A 15,761-nucleotide genomic window follows, 5' to 3' on the forward strand; every position below is an offset into this window, starting at 1 on the left:
TCAGGCGGCGGCGCGTCGGGCCCGCGCTCGAAGAACGAGAATTGGGCGGAAATCTTCTGCTCGTTCCAGGGCACTTGCGCGCCCTTGCTGGCCTCGTTGACGCGCAGGCGAACGCGGTCGAACACCTCGGGCAGCGGCAGGCCGCCGGTGCGGATCATCTCCGCCAGCGACTGCGCATAGATGCCGTAAGGTCCGGGCTCCTCGGGCGCCACCGTGCCGGGCGCGGCATTGAACGCGATCAGCATGTTGGCGTCGGGCTCGACCAGCGCAAGTCCGCTCGCGATCTGCTGGCCGCCCTCCACGAAGGGCTGCGCCCGCGCAGCGTCGAGCACGATGATGTTGGCCTTGAGCTGAACGGAAGCCAGCTGGCGGAGATAGTCGCCGATGCGCAGGCCTTCGGTCGGAATGTCGGTGTCGCGGGTGATGTTGGAATCGACCGGGATGAAGTAGTTCTCACCCGCAAGCTGCACGCCATAGCCGGCGAGATAGACCATCGCGACGGTGCCCGGGCCTGAGGCCTGCGCCTTCTGGATGAAATCGCGAAAGCTCTTGCGCAGCGTGTCGCCGTCGAGATCGCGCGCGCCAACGACGTCGAAGCCCGCCGCCTGCAGCGTCTGCGCGATCAGGCCGGCATCGTTTGCCGTCGTCGCCAGCGGCGACTTGGCGTAGGCGCCGTTGCCGACCACGAGCGCGATACGCTTTTCCTGCTGCTGCGCACGCGCCGGATCCGGCGCGCCTGCGGCAAGGACCGCGACCGGCAGGAGGAGGCAAATGAAGGCTCTGAGCGTCCCACGCATGGCTTGCTTGCCCGTTTTTGTTGTTGAGGTGCCGCCACGCATCAGACGCGTGGCCAGCTGAATGGCACTTGAACGAAAGGCTTCCAATTGAACGAAAGGCTTCCAAATAGCGAAGGCTTGGATTGAGGCGGCGGCATGGCGCCCGGCACCAACGCCAGGCGCCTGCGTCAGCCTCGCGACAACGAGCCGGCGCGAGCCGGTCCGTCTCGTCAGATCTGCGCGATCAGGTCGACCGTTCCCGTCGTGAGCCGATAGATGCCGCCGACGACCTTCAGCTTGCCCTGCTCCACGGCGGCATTGAGGATCGGCGCTGCCGACTTCAGCTTCGCGACGTTGTCGATGACGTTCTGCCGGATCGCCTTGTCGAGGACGTCCCCACCCTGCTGCATCGCAGCCTTGGCGGCGGGCGCGATCGCATCGACCAGCGAGGGAATATGGCCCGGCGGCGGCTTGTTGTCCTTGATCACCTTCAGCGTGGCATCGACCGCACCGCAAGCGTCATGGCCGAGCACGAGGATCAGCGGCGTATTCAGCACGGCGACCGCGTATTCCATGCTGGCGATGGTCTCGGTGCCGGCGAAATTTCCGGCAACGCGGCAGACGAACAGATCGCCGCGGCCGGTGTCGAAGGCATATTCCGGCGCGATGCGCGAATCGGCACAGCTCAGCACGGCCGCGAACGGATTCTGTCCGCCGGCCAGCGCCTCGCGCTCGTGCTTGAAATCGTGCCGCCGCGACACGCCGTCGACATAGCGCGCATTGCCTTCCGTCAGGCGCTTCAATGATGCGTCGGGCGACAGCACGTTCTGCGGCTTTGGCGGCGTCTTGGTCTCCTTGGCGAAGGCTCTGCCGGTCAGGGCGAGGCCGAGCGCCGAGGCGCCCAACAACATCGCGGACCGCCGCGACGGCGCGATCCTCTCATGTGGGGATTCATTGCACTTGTCGCACATGTCACGATCCCTCCCGGCGCGATGGGCCAACGGCCTCACGGTGATCATAGCCGCAACGCTGTGACGACACCACAAATGACGGTGCGGGCGGGACCGAATTCGCGCGGGGCTATTCCGCCAACCGAAGCTCTGCGATCGTCGTCCGGGCGGCCGGTTCATCCAAAGGCAGGAAATCCAGCGGCCCCTGGTTTTTATAGCCGGACGGCATCGCAAGCGTGAGACCCCAGCCCAGCACCCCAGTGCTCGCATTCGCGATCATGGCGCTCTTGCGCTGACTGAAGCGCGCTACGAAGAACACGGTCTGGCCCGACTGCGCCGAGAAGTCCACGCGCGTGACACCGAGCGCTGCTTCCTCTGCTACGAACTGGTGCTGGCCTGCCGGGCGATCGACATAGACATATGTCCCGGTCTTCAGGCCCTTGATCGGCGTACCGTCGAGGGAAAATTCCCAGTCCGGATCGCCGATGCCGCCGAAGCCCTTCTCGCGAAACACGACGACGCGGGCCTGCCCGGCTTTCGGCGGACCCAGCTTTCGTACCGTCTCCGAATATCCGAGCCCGCTCCTCGCCGTCTCACAGCCGCACAGCAGTGCCGCAGCCACGAGCAATACCAGCCCACGCAATAGCATCACGCCCCCAGATTTTTCCCCGAGCGCATGCTAACGGAAAACAGCGAGAGGTTGCAACAGGGCGGTAGCATCCCCCACGCAAAACATGCAATCGCCTGCAACAGCGTGCGTGTGGCTAGAGCTGCTGCACGTCGACGACGCCAGCGACCGCCTTGATGGCGCCGGCGATCTGCGGCGAGACCTTGAAGCGGCCGGGCAGCTTCATCTCGACCTCGGTCTCGAGGTCGAGCATCATGACCAGCGAGACCTCGCCGTCGCCGTTGGAGCGGGGCGCGGTGCCGGGACTGCCTACCTTCGGCGCGGCGCCGTTCGAAGCGGCCATGTCGGGGCCGGCGAGACGCTTGGCGATCGATTCCAGCGGCTTGGTATCGCGCACGAAGATGCGCAGGCCCTTCTGCGTCTTGGCCGCGGCCTCGTCCAGCGGCTCGGCGTGGAGCACGCGCGCGCGGACGTCCTCGCCCTGAAGCTCGGCGCCGAGCTGGAGCAGCACCGCGGCGCCCGGCTCCAGGACGTCGCGATATTGCGCGAGGCCTTCGGAGAACAGCACCGCCTCGAAGTGACCCGTGGGGTCAGAGAGCCCCATGATGCCCATCTTGTTGCCGGTCTTGGTGCGCCGCTCCATGCGCGACACCACGGTGGCCGCGACCTTGCCTGCCGTGGCGCCGGTCTTCACCGCGCGCGAGAACTCGGCCCAGGACTGTACGCGCAGCCGCTTCAGCACGGTGGCGTAATCGTCGAGCGGATGTCCCGACAGGAAGAAGCCGATCGCGTCATATTCACGGCGCAGCCGCTCGGCCGGCAACCAGGGCTCGATCTGCGGCAGCATGATGGTCGGCGCGTCGGCCGAGCTGCCGAACATGTCGTTCTGGCCGATGGTTGCGGCTTCGTTCGCCCGCTGGCATGCGGCGAGAATCGAATCGGCGCCGGCGAAGACCCGCGCCCGGTTCGGCTCCAGCGTGTCGAATGCGCCGGCGGCGGCCAGGCTTTCGATGATGCGCTTGTTGATCGCGCGCGGCGACACCCGCGCGGCAAAGTCGGCGAGCGAGGTGAACAAGCCGTTCTTGGTCCGCTCCGCGATGATCTGCTCGACGGCCGCAATGCCGACGCCCTTCAGCGCCGCGAGCGCGTAGTAGATGGTCTTGTCGCCGACCTCGAAAGTCGCGCCGGAACGGTTGACGTTGGGCGGCTCGACCTTGATGCCGAGGCGCTGCGCCTCGGCGCGGAATTCGGAGAGCTTGTCGGTATTGTTGAGATCGAGCGTCATCGACGCCGCGATGAACTCCACCGGGTAATGCGCCTTCATGTAGGCGGTGTGGTAGGACACCAGCGCATAGGCCGCAGCGTGGCTCTTGTTGAAGCCGTAGTCGGCGAATTTCGCCAGCAGCTCGAAGATGGTGTCGGCCTGCCCCTTCGGCACGCCGTTCTTCACTGCGCCTGCGACGAAGATCTCGCGCTGCTTCTCCATCTCGGCGCGGATCTTCTTGCCCATGGCGCGGCGCAGCAGGTCGGCGTCGCCGAGCGAATAGCCCGACATCACCTGCGCGATCTGCATCACCTGTTCCTGGTAGATGATGACGCCGAAGGTCTCCTTGAGAATCGGCTCCAGCACGGGGTGGAGATATTCCGGCTCCTCGTCGCCGTGCTTGCGCGCGCAATAGGTCGGGATGTTCGCCATCGGACCCGGTCGATAGAGCGCGACCAGCGCGATGATGTCTTCGAAACGGTCGGGACGCATGTCGACCAGCGCGCGCCGCATGCCCTGGCTTTCAACCTGGAACACGCCGACCACCTCGCCGCGCGCCAGCATCTGGTAGCTTTCGGCATCGTCGATCGGCAGCGTGGCGAGATCGACATGGATGTCGCGCGGCTTGAGCAGTTTGCACGCGACGTCGAGCACGGTCAGCGTCTTCAGACCGAGGAAGTCGAATTTCACGAGGCCGGCCGGCTCGACCCATTTCATGTTGAACTGGGTCACCGGCATGTCGGATTTCGGATCGCGATACATCGGCACGAGTTCGCTCAGCGGCCGATCGCCGATCACGATGCCGGCCGCATGCGTCGAGGCGTGGCGGGTCAGGCCTTCGAGGCGCTGCGCGATGTCGAAGGCGCGCGCCACCACCGGGTCCTCGTCGCGGAACGCCTGCAGCTTCGGCTCGCTCTCGATCGCCGCCGCCAGCGTCACCGGCGCGGCCGGATTCTGCGGCACGAGTTTTGTGAGCTTGTCGACCTGCCCATAGGGCATCTGCAGCACGCGGCCGACGTCGCGGAGCACGCCGCGGGCCTGCAGCGTACCGAAGGTGATGATCTGCGCGACCTGGTCGCGGCCGTAGCGCTCCTGGACGTACCTGATCACCTCGCCGCGGCGGTCCTGGCAGAAGTCGATGTCGAAGTCCGGCATCGAGACGCGTTCCGGATTGAGGAAGCGCTCGAACAGCAGGCCGAACTTGATCGGATCGAGGTCGGTGATGGTCAGCGCCCACGCAACCAGCGAGCCTGCGCCGGAGCCGCGGCCCGGCCCGACCGGAATGCCCTGCCCCTTCGCCCATTTGATGAAGTCGGAGACGATCAGGAAGTAGCCCGCGTATTTCATGCGCATGATGACGTCGAGCTCGAACGCAAGCCGCGCGTTGTAATCTTCTTCCGTCGTGCCTTGCGACAGCCCGTGCACGCGCAGACGGTTGGCGAGCCCCTCCTCTGCCTGCCGCTTCAATTCGGCCGCCTCGACGGAGGCGGCATCGGAGCTTGCGGCAGCGCCGACCGTGAAGAACGGCAGGATCGGCTTGCGCGTCATCGGCCGGAACGAGCAGCGCTCGGCGATTTCGACCGTCGAGGCCAGCGCCTCCGGAATGTCGGCGAACAGCACCGCCATCTCGGCGCGGGTCTTGAAGCGATGATCGGGCGTGAGCTGCTCGCGCTCGGTCTCCGCGATCAGCCGCCCGCCGGCGATGCAGAGCAGCGCGTCATGGGCTTCGTAATCGTCGGTCGCGGCGAAATACGGCTCGTTGGTCGCAACCAGCGGCAGGCCCTTGGTGTAGGCGATGTCGATCAGGCTGCTTTCGACCCGCCGCTCCTTCTCGGTGTTGTGGCGCTGCAATTCGATGTAGAGGCGGTCTCCGAACAGGCTGGCGAGACGCTCGCAGCGCGCCGCCGCGAGCTCGCTATAACCGCCGGCAAGCGCCAGCGAGATCGGCCCGTCCGGACCGCCCGTCAGCGCGATCAGGCCTTCGGTCTCGCCTTCGAGCCAGTCGAACTTGATGTGGGGGGCATGAGTGTCGGGCGTCTCCAGGAACGCGCGCGAGTTCAGCCGCATCAGACTGCGGTAGCCGCGCTCCTGCGCGGCCAGCAGCACCACGCGCGAGGGCAGAAGCGCGTTGCGGGCAGTGGGATCCTGGTCGCCGAATTCGATCGCGAGTTCGCAGCCGACGATCGGCTGGATTCCGGAGCCCGCCATCTTGTCGGAGAACTCCAGCGCACCGAACATGTTGTCGGTGTCGGTCAGCGCCAGCGCCGGCTGATGGTCTTTCTTGGCTAGCTCGGCGAGCTTGGCGATCTTGATCGAGCCCTTGAGCAGCGAATAGGCCGAGTGAACGTGAAGGTGGACAAATCCGGCGCTCGGCATGGTCGCGTGACGGCCTCTTGCAGATGAGATGGAGCGGTCGCCGGCACCGGAGGCATCCTGCACTCGCCTGGCCGACTCGCCCCACAATGGTGGGGCGCCACGCTGCCAGAGTCCACGCCGGAGCGGCCGATCAGCCGCCTCGTCCTGCTTTTCCCCAACCTAGGCCCGCGCCTAGAGCTGCGGGAGCACCTGGGCCCAGATCGCGATCATCCCGACAAACAGCGCGATCGAGGCCAGCGCGGCGGCTTCTTCGACGAAAATCCTGAACATGGCTTGCTCCATGGCGAGAACGTATGAAGAACATTGTTCTCATTTCGTTCTCGGGAGTCAAGCCATCTTCGCCACCTCGAAACCGAATGGTTAACCCGCTGAACTTGAACAACAAAAAAGCCCCGGCCGATGGCCGGGGCTTCCGCCGACCGCTCGAAGTCGAGCGATCGAGATCAGGCTTCTGCTCAGTAACGGCCGAGGCTCGGGCCGCCGAACTTGTAGTTCAGGCGGACGAGGCCCATGTCGACGTCCTGACGGATGCGGTCGGTCGAGGGCACCAGCGCGAAGGTGACGTTCTTGTCCTGCAGGAAGATGTGGTTGTACTCGACGCCAACCGACCAGTTCGGGGCGAAACCGTACTCGAGGCCGGCACCGACCGTGCCGCCCCAACGGGTTTGATCGTTCGAGGACAGCAGTGCGCCGCCAAGGGTCGAGACTTCATACTTGCTGCCGGCGACAGCCGCACCGCCCTTGGCGTAAATGAGGACGTTGTTCCAGGCGTAGCCGATCTGACCGGTGATCAGACCGAACGAATCGATCTTGGAGCGGTTGCGAGTGGCGAACAGCGCGCTGACGTTGTCGCCCGAGAAGTCAGCCCAGTTGCCCTGACCTTCGATGCCGAACACCCACTGGCCCGACTGCATGCGGTAGCCGATCTGACCGCCGACCGTGCCGCCGGTCGCATCGTGCGAACCCTCGCGGCCACCGCCGACGAGATCCCAAGTCGAATGCGCGGAACCGCCGCCGCCGTTGACACCGATGTAGAAGCCGCTCCAGTCGTAGATCGCGGCAACCATCGCCGGCGCCTTGGTGTAAGGCCGCGCAGCGAGGTCAGCAGCCACCGCCGGTGCAGCCGCGCCGAGCGCGACAAGGCTCACAGCAGCAAGCAACAGATTCTTGTTCATTTGATTCCCGTTCCAATTTCGTCGTTAGGCCCCCGGGCCGTGGCGTCGTCATAACAGCGCTCGACGGAATTGCTGTAACCTCGACGCCACAGTCCGCGCCAAAGGATCGCGCTTCATTAATGAAGATTTACCAGCGCGCGCGGGAAACCCTTTGAAACAAGTGTTTTCATGAGTTCCATCGTCGGCTACACGACATCTGCGGCACGTCCGCGTGACAACGTCGCGCGCACGTTCGCGTGATTGGAGAATTGAATGCGCAGACGAATTACTCTCCCCATTGTCGCCACATTTTCGCTCGCACTCGCCACATTTGCGCTCACGCTCGACGCAAGCACGACGGCGCGCGCGTTCGGCACTCACCATGCCTTCTGCCTTACCGGCGATGAATGGCCGGGGCTGAGCAATTGCACGTTCGACAGTTACGCGCAGTGCCAAGCGAGTTCATCGGGCCGCGCCCTCACCTGTATCGCGAACCCGTATTTCGCAGGCCAGAGCGACGATCCCTATGCATATCAGAACAGGCCGCGCGCCCAGGTGCCCGGCTATTCACCCGGTTACTACGTGCCGCGCTGAGATGCGCCGCGCTCGCCTCGCGCTGTTCGCGATCGGCCTGTTCCTCGCGGGCGCGCCTGCGCACGCGCAGACCTACGATCCGAGCTATCCGGTCTGTATGCAGATCTACGGTCCCGTCGGCTATTTCGATTGCCACTACGCCTCGCTCGAGCAGTGCAGATTTTTGGCCGTCGGTCGATCGGCGACGTGCGTGGCGAACCCGTATTTTGCGCAGAAGAAGCCCCCTCGCCGCCCGAGTCGCGTCAACTAAATCGGGACGCTGATATGCGGCCTGCCCCGCATTGAGCGTCCGGTGTTGACGCGGGCTGATCCGGGTTTAAGTACGACAGAGAAATCTTGCAGGGGTGGCGACGTTCGCTGGGCTGGTTCCCGTTGACGCCACCATTGCAGGACATATGACGACATCGAAGCAAGCGACATCGCAGCAAGCGACCTCGCCCCGCGCGACCGCGGCCTCCAGGCCCCCTCATCTCGCCATCGTCCTGTTCTCGCTCGCGATGGGCGGCTTTGCGATCGGAACCACCGAATTCGCATCGATGAGCCTGTTGCCGTTTTTCGCCGCCGACCTTGGGATCGACGAGCCGACCGCGGGACACGCGATCAGCGCCTATGCACTCGGCGTCGTGCTGGGCGCGCCGCTGATCGCCGTGCTCGGCGCACGATTGGCGCGGCGCGCACAGCTCTTGGTTCTGATGGCCGTGTTCGCGCTCGGCAATGCCCTCACCGCGCTGGCACCGGGCTTTAGCTCAATGATCGCGGCGCGATTTCTCTCGGGCTTGCCGCATGGCGCCTATTTCGGCATCGCCGCGCTGGTCGCAGCCTCGCTGGTTCCCCAACATCGTCGCTCGCAGGCGATCGGCCAGGTGATGCTCGGCTTGACCGGCGCCACCATCATCGGTGTGCCTCTGGCCAATCTGATTGGGCAGGCCATCGGCTGGCGCGCGAGCTTCGGCCTCGTGTCGGTGCTGGCGTTGCTTACGGTGCTGCTCTGCGCCCTGTTCGCGCCGCGCGACCAGGCCGGCCGGTCCGATCCGCTGCGGGAGCTCGGAGCGCTGCGAAGCGGCCGCGTCTGGATCACGCTGGCGATCGGCGCCATCGGCTTCGGCGGCATGTTCGCCGTCTATACCTATCTGGCGACGACGCTGATCGAGGTGACCAAGGTCAGCCCCGCGCTCATACCACTTTTTCTGGCCGTGTTCGGCATCGGCGCCACGCTCGGCAATCTGGTCATACCGCGCTTTGCCGATCGTGCGCTGATGCCGACGGCGGGCGGCATCCTTCTGTTCTCGGCGGTTGCGCTGCTGGTGTTTCCGCTTGCCGCCGGCAATCCCTGGGCGCTGGCGGCAGACGTCTTCGCCATCGGCGCCGGCGTCTCGCTCGGAGCCATCCTCCAGACGCGGCTGATGGACGTTGCCGGAGACGCGCAGGCGCTCGCCGCCGCACTCAACCATTCGGCGTTCAACACCGCCAATGCGCTCGGCCCGTTCCTCGGCGGCCTCGCCATCCGCGAGGGGCTGGGGTGGACCTCCACAGGTCCCGTCGGTGCCGCGCTGGCGGTGCTGGGTTTCCTGATCTGGATCGTCGCCTATCGGGACGCCAGGTCTGTTGAAGCCAGGTCTGCTCCGGACGATGTCAGCTCAGGAAAAAGCGCGGCCCCACCGGAGAATCCCCCGGCGAGACCGGCGCCGCCGCTGGCGCCGCATCATCGAAGCCGTTCGGATGCTGCCCGAGAGCCGGTGGCTTGAGGACGCCTCCTTAACCAGCCAGCGTCACGATTAACGGTCCACTTCGCGTGGCGATCACGGTGTGCTCGTATTGAACGGTCGGCGCCTCGGGGCTGCTATAGAGCGTCCACGGATCATCGCCATCCTGTGCCCATTCGGCGCCAAGGGACAGGAACGGCTCGACGGTGAACACCAGGCCTTCGCTCATGATGCGGCGTTCGGAGCGGTCGGGCCATGTTGCGATCTCCGTCGGCTCCTCGTGGAGCGACAGGCCGACGCCGTGGCTGGCAAGGTTCCTGACCAGGCTGTAACCGTTCTTCCGCGCAAAAGTCCCGATGGCCTGACCGATACCGGCAATCGGTTTGCCGGCTCCAACCTGCTGCAGGCCCGTCCACATCGCGCGCCGGCCATCTCTGCAAAGACGTTCGACGGCGCGGGTTGCGGGCGGAACGGCGAACGACGCTCCCGTGTCCGCAAAGAAGCCGTTCTTCTCGGCTGACACGTCGATGTTCACGAGGTCCCCGCGCGCGATCCGCCGATCGCCCGGGATGCCATGAGCGATCTCCTCGTTCACGCTGATGCACGTCGCCCCGGGAAAGTCGTAGGCCAGCTCCGGAGCCGAACGTGCGCCGGCAGCCTCCAGCAGCGTTCGCCCGATCCGGTCGAGCTCGGAGGTGGTCATGCCCGGCTCGAGCGCCTTCCCCATTGCCTCCAGGGTATTGGCGACGATGCGCCCGATCTCTTTCAGGCGCGCGAGGTCGTTGTCATCCGAGATTGTCATGTCGTGCTCTTCCGAAAGCCGGGACATAGCGCTTGGGAAGGCGGCTTGCAAACGAAAGAGATCGTTTCCAAAACGCGTTCAGATTTCGTCGAGCAAGATGCGGACTTTGGCAGCCAGGTCTTCGATAGCGAAGGGCTTTGGAAGCAGATGCTTGCCGGCATCGAGCACGCCATTGTGAACGATTGCATTGCGCGTGTAGCCGGTGGTGAACAGCACTTTCAGCGCCGGGTATCGTCTCGACAGCTCGGCCGCAAGCTCGGCGCCGGTCATGTCGGGCATGACGACATCCGTGAACAGCAGATCTGGAACGAAACCATTTTCGATCGTCCTGATCGCCTCTCTGGCACTGGCTGCCTCGATGACGACGTAGCCGAGTTCGCGCAGGCTTTCGGAAGACATGCTGCGGACGCGCTCGTCGTCTTCCACGACGAGAATGGTTTCGTTCTGATGGCTCGCACCGGCGGGTATCTCTTGCTGCGACAGGTCCGAGCCCGCCTCCTCGCCGGCGAAGCGTGGAAGATAGATCTTCACGGTCGTGCCAACGTCGACTTCCGAGTCAATTTTGACATGGCCGCCCGACTGCCGCACGAAACCGTAGACCTGACTGAGGCCGAGGCCGGTGCCCTTGCCCACGACCTTGGTCGTGAAAAACGGATCGAACACCTTGCCGAGCACATCGGCCGGAATTCCCGTGCCATTGTCCGTCACCGCCACGAGAACGTACTGCCCCGGAGCGAGTGCGTACTCGCTCACATATTTTCGATCGATCGAGGCGTTGCTGGTTTCTATCGTCAGCCTGCCCCCCTTTGGCATGGCATCGCGCGCATTGACCGCGAGATTGATCACGGCGCTTTCCAGCTGGGCCGGGTCTGCCTTGACCCGCCAGAGGCCAGCCGCCAGCACCGTCTCGAGGCGGATAAGCTCGCCGAGTGACCGCTCGAGCAGCTCGCTCATCCCGCCGACCATCTTGTTGATGTCCACGACCTCAGGCGCGAGAGGCTGTTGGCGCGAGAACGCGAGCAGCCTCTGCGTCAACGTTGCTGCGCGATTTGCACCGTCGATCGCGCCCTCGATGAAGCGGTCTATGCTGACCTCTCCCCTGCCGAGCCGCCGCTTGGCAAGGTTCAAGCTGCCGAGGATCACGGCCAGCATATTGTTGAAGTCGTGGGCAATACCTCCGGTCAATTGCCCGACGGCTTCCATCTTCTGGGATTGCCGCAACTGCTCTTCGGCTTTCATGCGCTCGGCGATTTCGTCGGCAACACGTTGCTCCAATCCCGCATTGAGCGCCTCGAGCCGGGTCAAGAGCTGGGCGTTGTCGATAGCGGTGGCGGCATGGCCGGCAATACCAAGCAAGGCGGCCTCATGCTCGGCCTGGAATTTACCCGTCTCGGCGTGGCCGAAGAAAAGTCCGCCGAGGACTTCGCCGGTTCGCGAGATCACGGGGACCGCCAGGTAGGATCGGACCGGAAGATGGCCCTCGGGCATGCCTTTCCGCGGCACGTTCTTGCCATAGCGGGGGTCCTGCAGGATGTCGTCGGACCTCACCACGCCAGAGCCCTCGAAGGTCGGGCCAAAGACCGCGGTGTTGCGGGGCATCGGAAAGTTTTCAAACGCGGATCGCGGCGCACCCGACAGCGAATACAGCATGTAGCTGCCTCCATCCGGCGCCAGAACGTTGTAGAAAAAGGCGCCGAATTGAGCACCCGTGAGGCCGACGCCGGCATCCGTCACGATCTGGACGATTGTCTCGAGGCCGCGTTCGCGAGAGACCGAAGCCCCGGTGTCATTCAGTATTCTGAGATGACGCTCGGTTTTCTTTTGCGCGGTGATATCCAGAACCGTCCCGATGAACCGAACAGCCTGGCCGTTGGCAAAGATGGCTTGACCGGTCGCGGCGATCCAGCGTTCGACGCCGTCCTCGATGCCGATGGTTCGGTATTCCATATTGTAATGTGCCGGCGCGTGCGGCGTCAGCGCTGCGGACACGGCCTCGTGGGCGCGCTGCCTGTCTTCGGGATGAAGGCCCTTCAGGAACGACCCTTCATAGCTGACTTCGGCGTCCGGCGGTAAACCGAACACCTCCTTGCAGCGGCTGTCCCATCGAAGAACGTTGTTGACCGGGTCGTAGTCCCAGGTGCCGATACCAGCGGCGTTGTTCGCAAGCGTCAGTCGTTCGGCAGCCTCCCGCGCGGCCTGCTCCGATCGGACGCGCTCGATGTGAGCCCACGACCGCTCGGTCACCTCGGTGAGCAAGGCGAGTTCCCGCGGCGTCCACTGGTGCGGGCCCCGGTGATGAATCGCCATCAGGGCGGTCAGGCGCCCTTCTTTCACCAAGGGCATGCAAATCGTCGAGCCTATCCCGATGTTCTGGAAAGTGGCGGCTTCCTCAGGCGCAAGCTCCTTCAAATTATCGTTGATGATAAGGGGCCTGCCGGCGCCGAGCTCTCGCACCGCCTTCTTGCCGAAGTCAGCCAGACTGTAGTGCCCGAGGATATGCACCGCGCCCGGCGCCGCCCAATCCCCGCGGATGGTGAAGCCGTCCTGGTCGGGATCCATATCGGCATAGGCGCAGCTCGATACGTCGAGATGCTCGCCGACCATTTTGGTCGTGACCGCCATCACGCTGTCGGCATCGCGAGTCCTGGCCGTCTCCTTGTTGAGTGCGTCCAGGAAAAGTAGCCGGGCTTCGTTCTCCCGGACGGCCGTCTCCGCACGTCGGCGCTCTACGGCCGTGCGCGTGCGCTCGGCAACATCGCGGATAAGCTCCAGCTCTTCGGGGCTCCATTCGCGCGGCCTGGCATTGTTCAGATACAGCAGCGCCACCACCCCGTCGGGTTCGGAGATCGGCATGTTGACGAGCGCGCGCGCAGAGATCGCCTCGAGAGCCTCGGCACGATCGCCGACGCGAGGGTCTTTTTCCGCATCGGCACAGATGACGGTCTCGCCCCGCTTGAGGTCTTCGATGTAGCTGCCATAGTCGCGGAAGCGCAGCACGCCTGCGAGGCTCAGGATGCCCGGTGCGTTCCAGTCGCGGACAATGGTGATGGTCTCGGCTGAGGTGTCGACCGTGCCGTAGCCTGCCCTGCTGACATTCAGGCTGCGGCCAAGCAGCTCTGCCGCGGCATAGGCGAGATCGTCCGGATTGTTGATCTCTCGGATGTAGTCGCCGAGCGTGGCTAAGACGGAATTGCGATCGGCCGAGCGGACCCCGGTCGCTGTCGTCATTGGTCTTCCCCTGCCACTTTCCTGGCTCCACGATGAGCCAGTGTTTGATCGTCCCGCTGCTGCTCGCTTCGACCGTGAGCCCGCCTGACCCTGTGAGTGATGCAGGCAGGTGGCACAAATGTCTGCGCGATAACCGCATGATGGCATTTAGGTTCCCGTCATCACCGTCCCCTGGAAGCCTGGCCATCGACCCGGACTTCCACCAGGTCGGTCCAGCTGCCGCTAGGCGGCTCCAAGCCCCACGCCCACCCTACACCGACGTGTAGATCACGAGCTTCAGCGCCGGATCGTCATTGGCCTGAAAGCTCGTGTGCTCGAACCGGAGCACGCCCTTGGTCGGATGGTTCATGGTCTTGAGGCCCGCGGCAGTGCTGCGGATCTCGTGCGCTTCCCACCATTTGACGAATTCCAGACTGCCCTGGCGCAGCCGCGTCAGCAATTCCGTAAAGGCGGGATCGCCGGCCCAGACGTCGTGAGTGGCGCGAAACATCGCAACCATGCTCTTCGCGACATCCGCCCAGCCGGCACCGTAGAACTTTCGCGTCTGCTTGTTCGTCAGCACCAGCAGCAGCGTGTTGCGGTCCTGCTCGGGCAATTGTCCGAACCCGAAGATCTCCTCGGCCGCCGCGTTCCAGGCCAGCACGTCCCAGCGCCGCCCCGTGATGTAGGCCGGCTGCTTCAGGCTTTCGATCATCCGCCGAATTGGCGGCGGCACGATCTCGCGCGTGAACGCGCGCCTGTCGCCGTCGCGGGCCAGTGCCTTGAGATGGGCGTGCTCGGTCTTGCTGAGGCGTAGCGCACGCGCCAGCGCGTCGATGGTGGTGACCGAGGGGCTGACGGTGCGCCCCTGCTCGAGGCGGATGTACCAGTCGACGCCGATGCCGGCGAGCTGCGCCACCTCCTCGCGGCGCAGGCCCGCGGTGCGGCGCCGCCGGCCGGCAGGAAGCCCGACCGTCTTCGGCGACAGCTTTTCGCGGCGGGACCTGAGAAAGTCGCCGAATTCGACGCGGCGTGGGTCGGCCATGGTGACGTGCCTCGATGGAGGGCCTGGGGAATACTAGGATAATACCAGGCCTTTCTGGGCTTGGGAAGGCGGTGCATATGGGCATCACCCGAATATGAGGTGACCACCATGAAAGCCGCCGTACTCAAATCCCTGGGATCTCCGCTCGTCATCGAGAATGCACCCGAACCGGTGCTCGGGACCGGCGAGGTCATCGTGGACGTCATCGCAACGCGAGTGCTGTCCTACATGAACGAGGTCTTCAGCGGATTGCGCAACTATGCGCTCGAGCTGCCGATCATCCCCGGGCCTGGCGGCATCGGCCGGGTCCGCGCCATCGGCCCGGACGCAACCAAACTCGCAACCGGCGATTGGGTGTTCTGCGACCCGACGGTGCGCTCGCGCGACGACGCCGCAGCGCCCGACATTGCCCTGCAAGGACTCACCGCCCCCGGTGCCGGCGCCATGCGCCTGCAACAGCATTTTCGCCACGGCTCGTTTGCCGAGCAGATGCGAGTGCCGACGGAGAACGTCAAGCGGCTCGGCACGATCACGCCGGAGGACGCCACGCGATGGTGCGCGCTGGGGACGCTGCTGGTGCCCTATGGCGGCTTTCTCGCCGCCAACCTTCAGCCCGGCGAGACCGTGCTGGTGAGCGGCGCCACCGGCAATTTCGGCAGCGCCGCCGTCTCGGTCGCGCTCGCGATGGGCGCGGCCTGTGTGGTCGCACCCGGCCGAAACGACGAAATTTTGGCCGACCTCGTCCGGCGTTTTGGTGACCGCGTGAAGCCGGTCAAACTCACCGGCAACGAAGACGACGACCGTGAGCGCATGAAGCGAACGGCGCCCGGACCGATCGACTGCGTGCTCGACATCATGCCGCCCTCGGTGAGCACGAATGTGGTGCGCGCGGCGATCATGACGGTGCGCGCTTACGGCCGCGTCGTGCTGATGGGCGGCGTCGGCATGGCCGGCGGCACTGGCCTCGAGCTGCCTTACCCCTGGATCATGCGCAACTGCATCAGCATCCACGGCGTCTGGATGTATCCGCCGGATGCGGCAGGCCGCCTGATCGCGCTGGTGCGCGCGGGACTGCTCAGGCTGGAGGAGTACGAAGCCACCGCGTTCGACCTCGACCACGCCAACGAGGCGGTAGCCCATGCCGCCGCCAATGGCGGGCCGTTCAAATTGACGGTGATCCGGCCTTGAGCGCCCCGGGCGTGCGGCCGCCCATTTTTTTCGTCAGCCCGGCCAAGCACTTGGCTACTGTGCATGGGGTTGTT

Annotated in this window: 12 protein-coding genes; 4 read left to right on the plus strand and 8 right to left on the minus strand. The window is 64.9% G+C overall.

The window, feature by feature from the left end:
- The 5 genes from IVB47_RS15145 to IVB47_RS15165 form a co-directional block, all read right to left on the minus strand.
- Positions 1-797, minus strand: a 797-nt coding sequence (locus tag IVB47_RS15145) for a caspase family protein (protein WP_247462407.1), incomplete at its 3' end; no start/stop codon positions are given.
- 209 nt (positions 798-1,006) lie between these two features.
- On the minus strand, positions 1,007-1,747 hold the full coding sequence (locus tag IVB47_RS15150; protein WP_027567159.1) for a carbonic anhydrase: 741 nt from the start codon (positions 1,745-1,747) through the stop codon (positions 1,007-1,009).
- 109 nt (positions 1,748-1,856) lie between these two features.
- Positions 1,857-2,375 (minus strand): DUF2846 domain-containing protein, encoded by a 519-nt coding sequence (locus IVB47_RS15155; RefSeq protein ID WP_247463176.1) that lies wholly within the window; start codon positions 2,373-2,375, stop codon positions 1,857-1,859.
- A gap of 115 nt (positions 2,376-2,490) precedes the next feature.
- The gene (dnaE, locus tag IVB47_RS15160; RefSeq protein WP_247435392.1) at positions 2,491-5,994 is read right to left on the minus strand and encodes a DNA polymerase III subunit alpha; all 3,504 of its coding nucleotides are present in this window, start codon (positions 5,992-5,994) and stop codon (positions 2,491-2,493) included.
- 455 nt (positions 5,995-6,449) lie between these two features.
- Complete coding sequence (locus tag IVB47_RS15165) at positions 6,450-7,169, minus strand: outer membrane beta-barrel protein (protein ID WP_027567162.1); 720 nt, start codon at positions 7,167-7,169, stop codon at positions 6,450-6,452.
- A gap of 252 nt (positions 7,170-7,421) precedes the next feature.
- On the opposite strand from IVB47_RS15165, the gene IVB47_RS15170 reads away from it, so the two are divergent.
- The 3 genes from IVB47_RS15170 to IVB47_RS15180 all read left to right on the plus strand — a co-directional run bounded on the left by IVB47_RS15170 (position 7,422) and on the right by IVB47_RS15180 (position 9,487).
- A complete protein-coding gene (locus IVB47_RS15170) occupies positions 7,422-7,742 on the plus strand; it encodes a DUF3551 domain-containing protein (protein WP_027567163.1) in 321 nt (106 codons plus the stop codon).
- A gap of 1 nt (position 7,743) precedes the next feature.
- Positions 7,744-7,992 carry a DUF3551 domain-containing protein gene (locus IVB47_RS15175; protein ID WP_247462409.1) on the plus strand — a complete coding sequence of 83 codons (249 nt, stop codon included), beginning with the start codon at positions 7,744-7,746 and terminating at the stop codon, positions 7,990-7,992.
- 145 nt (positions 7,993-8,137) lie between these two features.
- Positions 8,138-9,487 carry an MFS transporter gene (locus tag IVB47_RS15180; protein WP_247462411.1) on the plus strand — a complete coding sequence of 450 codons (1,350 nt, stop codon included), beginning with the start codon at positions 8,138-8,140 and terminating at the stop codon, positions 9,485-9,487.
- Between the two features lie 10 nt (positions 9,488-9,497).
- On the opposite strand, the gene map is transcribed toward IVB47_RS15180, so the two are convergent.
- From map to IVB47_RS15195, 3 genes are all read right to left on the minus strand, one after another.
- Positions 9,498-10,247, minus strand: coding sequence for a type I methionyl aminopeptidase (map, locus tag IVB47_RS15185; protein ID WP_247289999.1), 750 nt, complete (start codon positions 10,245-10,247; stop codon positions 9,498-9,500).
- Positions 10,248-10,325: 78 nt separating this feature from the next.
- The gene (locus tag IVB47_RS15190; RefSeq protein WP_247462413.1) at positions 10,326-13,475 is read right to left on the minus strand and encodes a GAF domain-containing protein; all 3,150 of its coding nucleotides are present in this window, start codon (positions 13,473-13,475) and stop codon (positions 10,326-10,328) included.
- A gap of 250 nt (positions 13,476-13,725) precedes the next feature.
- A complete protein-coding gene (locus tag IVB47_RS15195) occupies positions 13,726-14,499 on the minus strand; it encodes a helix-turn-helix transcriptional regulator (RefSeq protein ID WP_247462415.1) in 774 nt (257 codons plus the stop codon).
- A 108-nt stretch (positions 14,500-14,607) separates the two neighbouring features.
- Here IVB47_RS15195 and IVB47_RS15200 point away from each other — a divergent pair, with 108 nt between their 5' ends.
- Positions 14,608-15,687, plus strand: a complete 1,080-nt coding sequence (locus IVB47_RS15200; RefSeq protein WP_247462416.1) for a medium chain dehydrogenase/reductase family protein — start codon at positions 14,608-14,610, stop codon at positions 15,685-15,687.
- Positions 15,688-15,761 lie beyond the last annotated feature (74 nt).

Origin of the sequence: Bradyrhizobium sp. 62 (assembly GCF_023073035.1) — a bacterium.
In the GTDB taxonomy this organism is placed as follows: Bacteria; Pseudomonadota; Alphaproteobacteria; order Rhizobiales; family Xanthobacteraceae; genus Bradyrhizobium.

Bases quoted from the DNA above. Each gene is read 5' to 3' on its own strand.
- IVB47_RS15170 (WP_027567163.1), top strand. From the start codon at position 7,422: ATGCGCAGACGAATTACTCTCCCCATTGTCGCCACATTTTCGCTCGCA.
- dnaE (WP_247435392.1), bottom strand. From the start codon at position 5,994: ATGCCGAGCGCCGGATTTGTCCACCTTCACGTTCACTCGGCCTATTCG.
- IVB47_RS15190 (WP_247462413.1), bottom strand. From the start codon at position 13,475: ATGACGACAGCGACCGGGGTCCGCTCGGCCGATCGCAATTCCGTCTTA.
- IVB47_RS15200 (WP_247462416.1), top strand. From the start codon at position 14,608: ATGAAAGCCGCCGTACTCAAATCCCTGGGATCTCCGCTCGTCATCGAG.
- map (WP_247289999.1), bottom strand. From the start codon at position 10,247: ATGACAATCTCGGATGACAACGACCTCGCGCGCCTGAAAGAGATCGGG.
- IVB47_RS15175 (WP_247462409.1), top strand. From the start codon at position 7,744: ATGCGCCGCGCTCGCCTCGCGCTGTTCGCGATCGGCCTGTTCCTCGCG.
- IVB47_RS15195 (WP_247462415.1), bottom strand. From the start codon at position 14,499: ATGGCCGACCCACGCCGCGTCGAATTCGGCGACTTTCTCAGGTCCCGC.
- IVB47_RS15180 (WP_247462411.1), top strand. From the start codon at position 8,138: ATGACGACATCGAAGCAAGCGACATCGCAGCAAGCGACCTCGCCCCGC.
- IVB47_RS15165 (WP_027567162.1), bottom strand. From the start codon at position 7,169: ATGAACAAGAATCTGTTGCTTGCTGCTGTGAGCCTTGTCGCGCTCGGC.
- IVB47_RS15155 (WP_247463176.1), bottom strand. From the start codon at position 2,375: ATGCTATTGCGTGGGCTGGTATTGCTCGTGGCTGCGGCACTGCTGTGC.
- IVB47_RS15150 (WP_027567159.1), bottom strand. From the start codon at position 1,747: ATGTGCGACAAGTGCAATGAATCCCCACATGAGAGGATCGCGCCGTCG.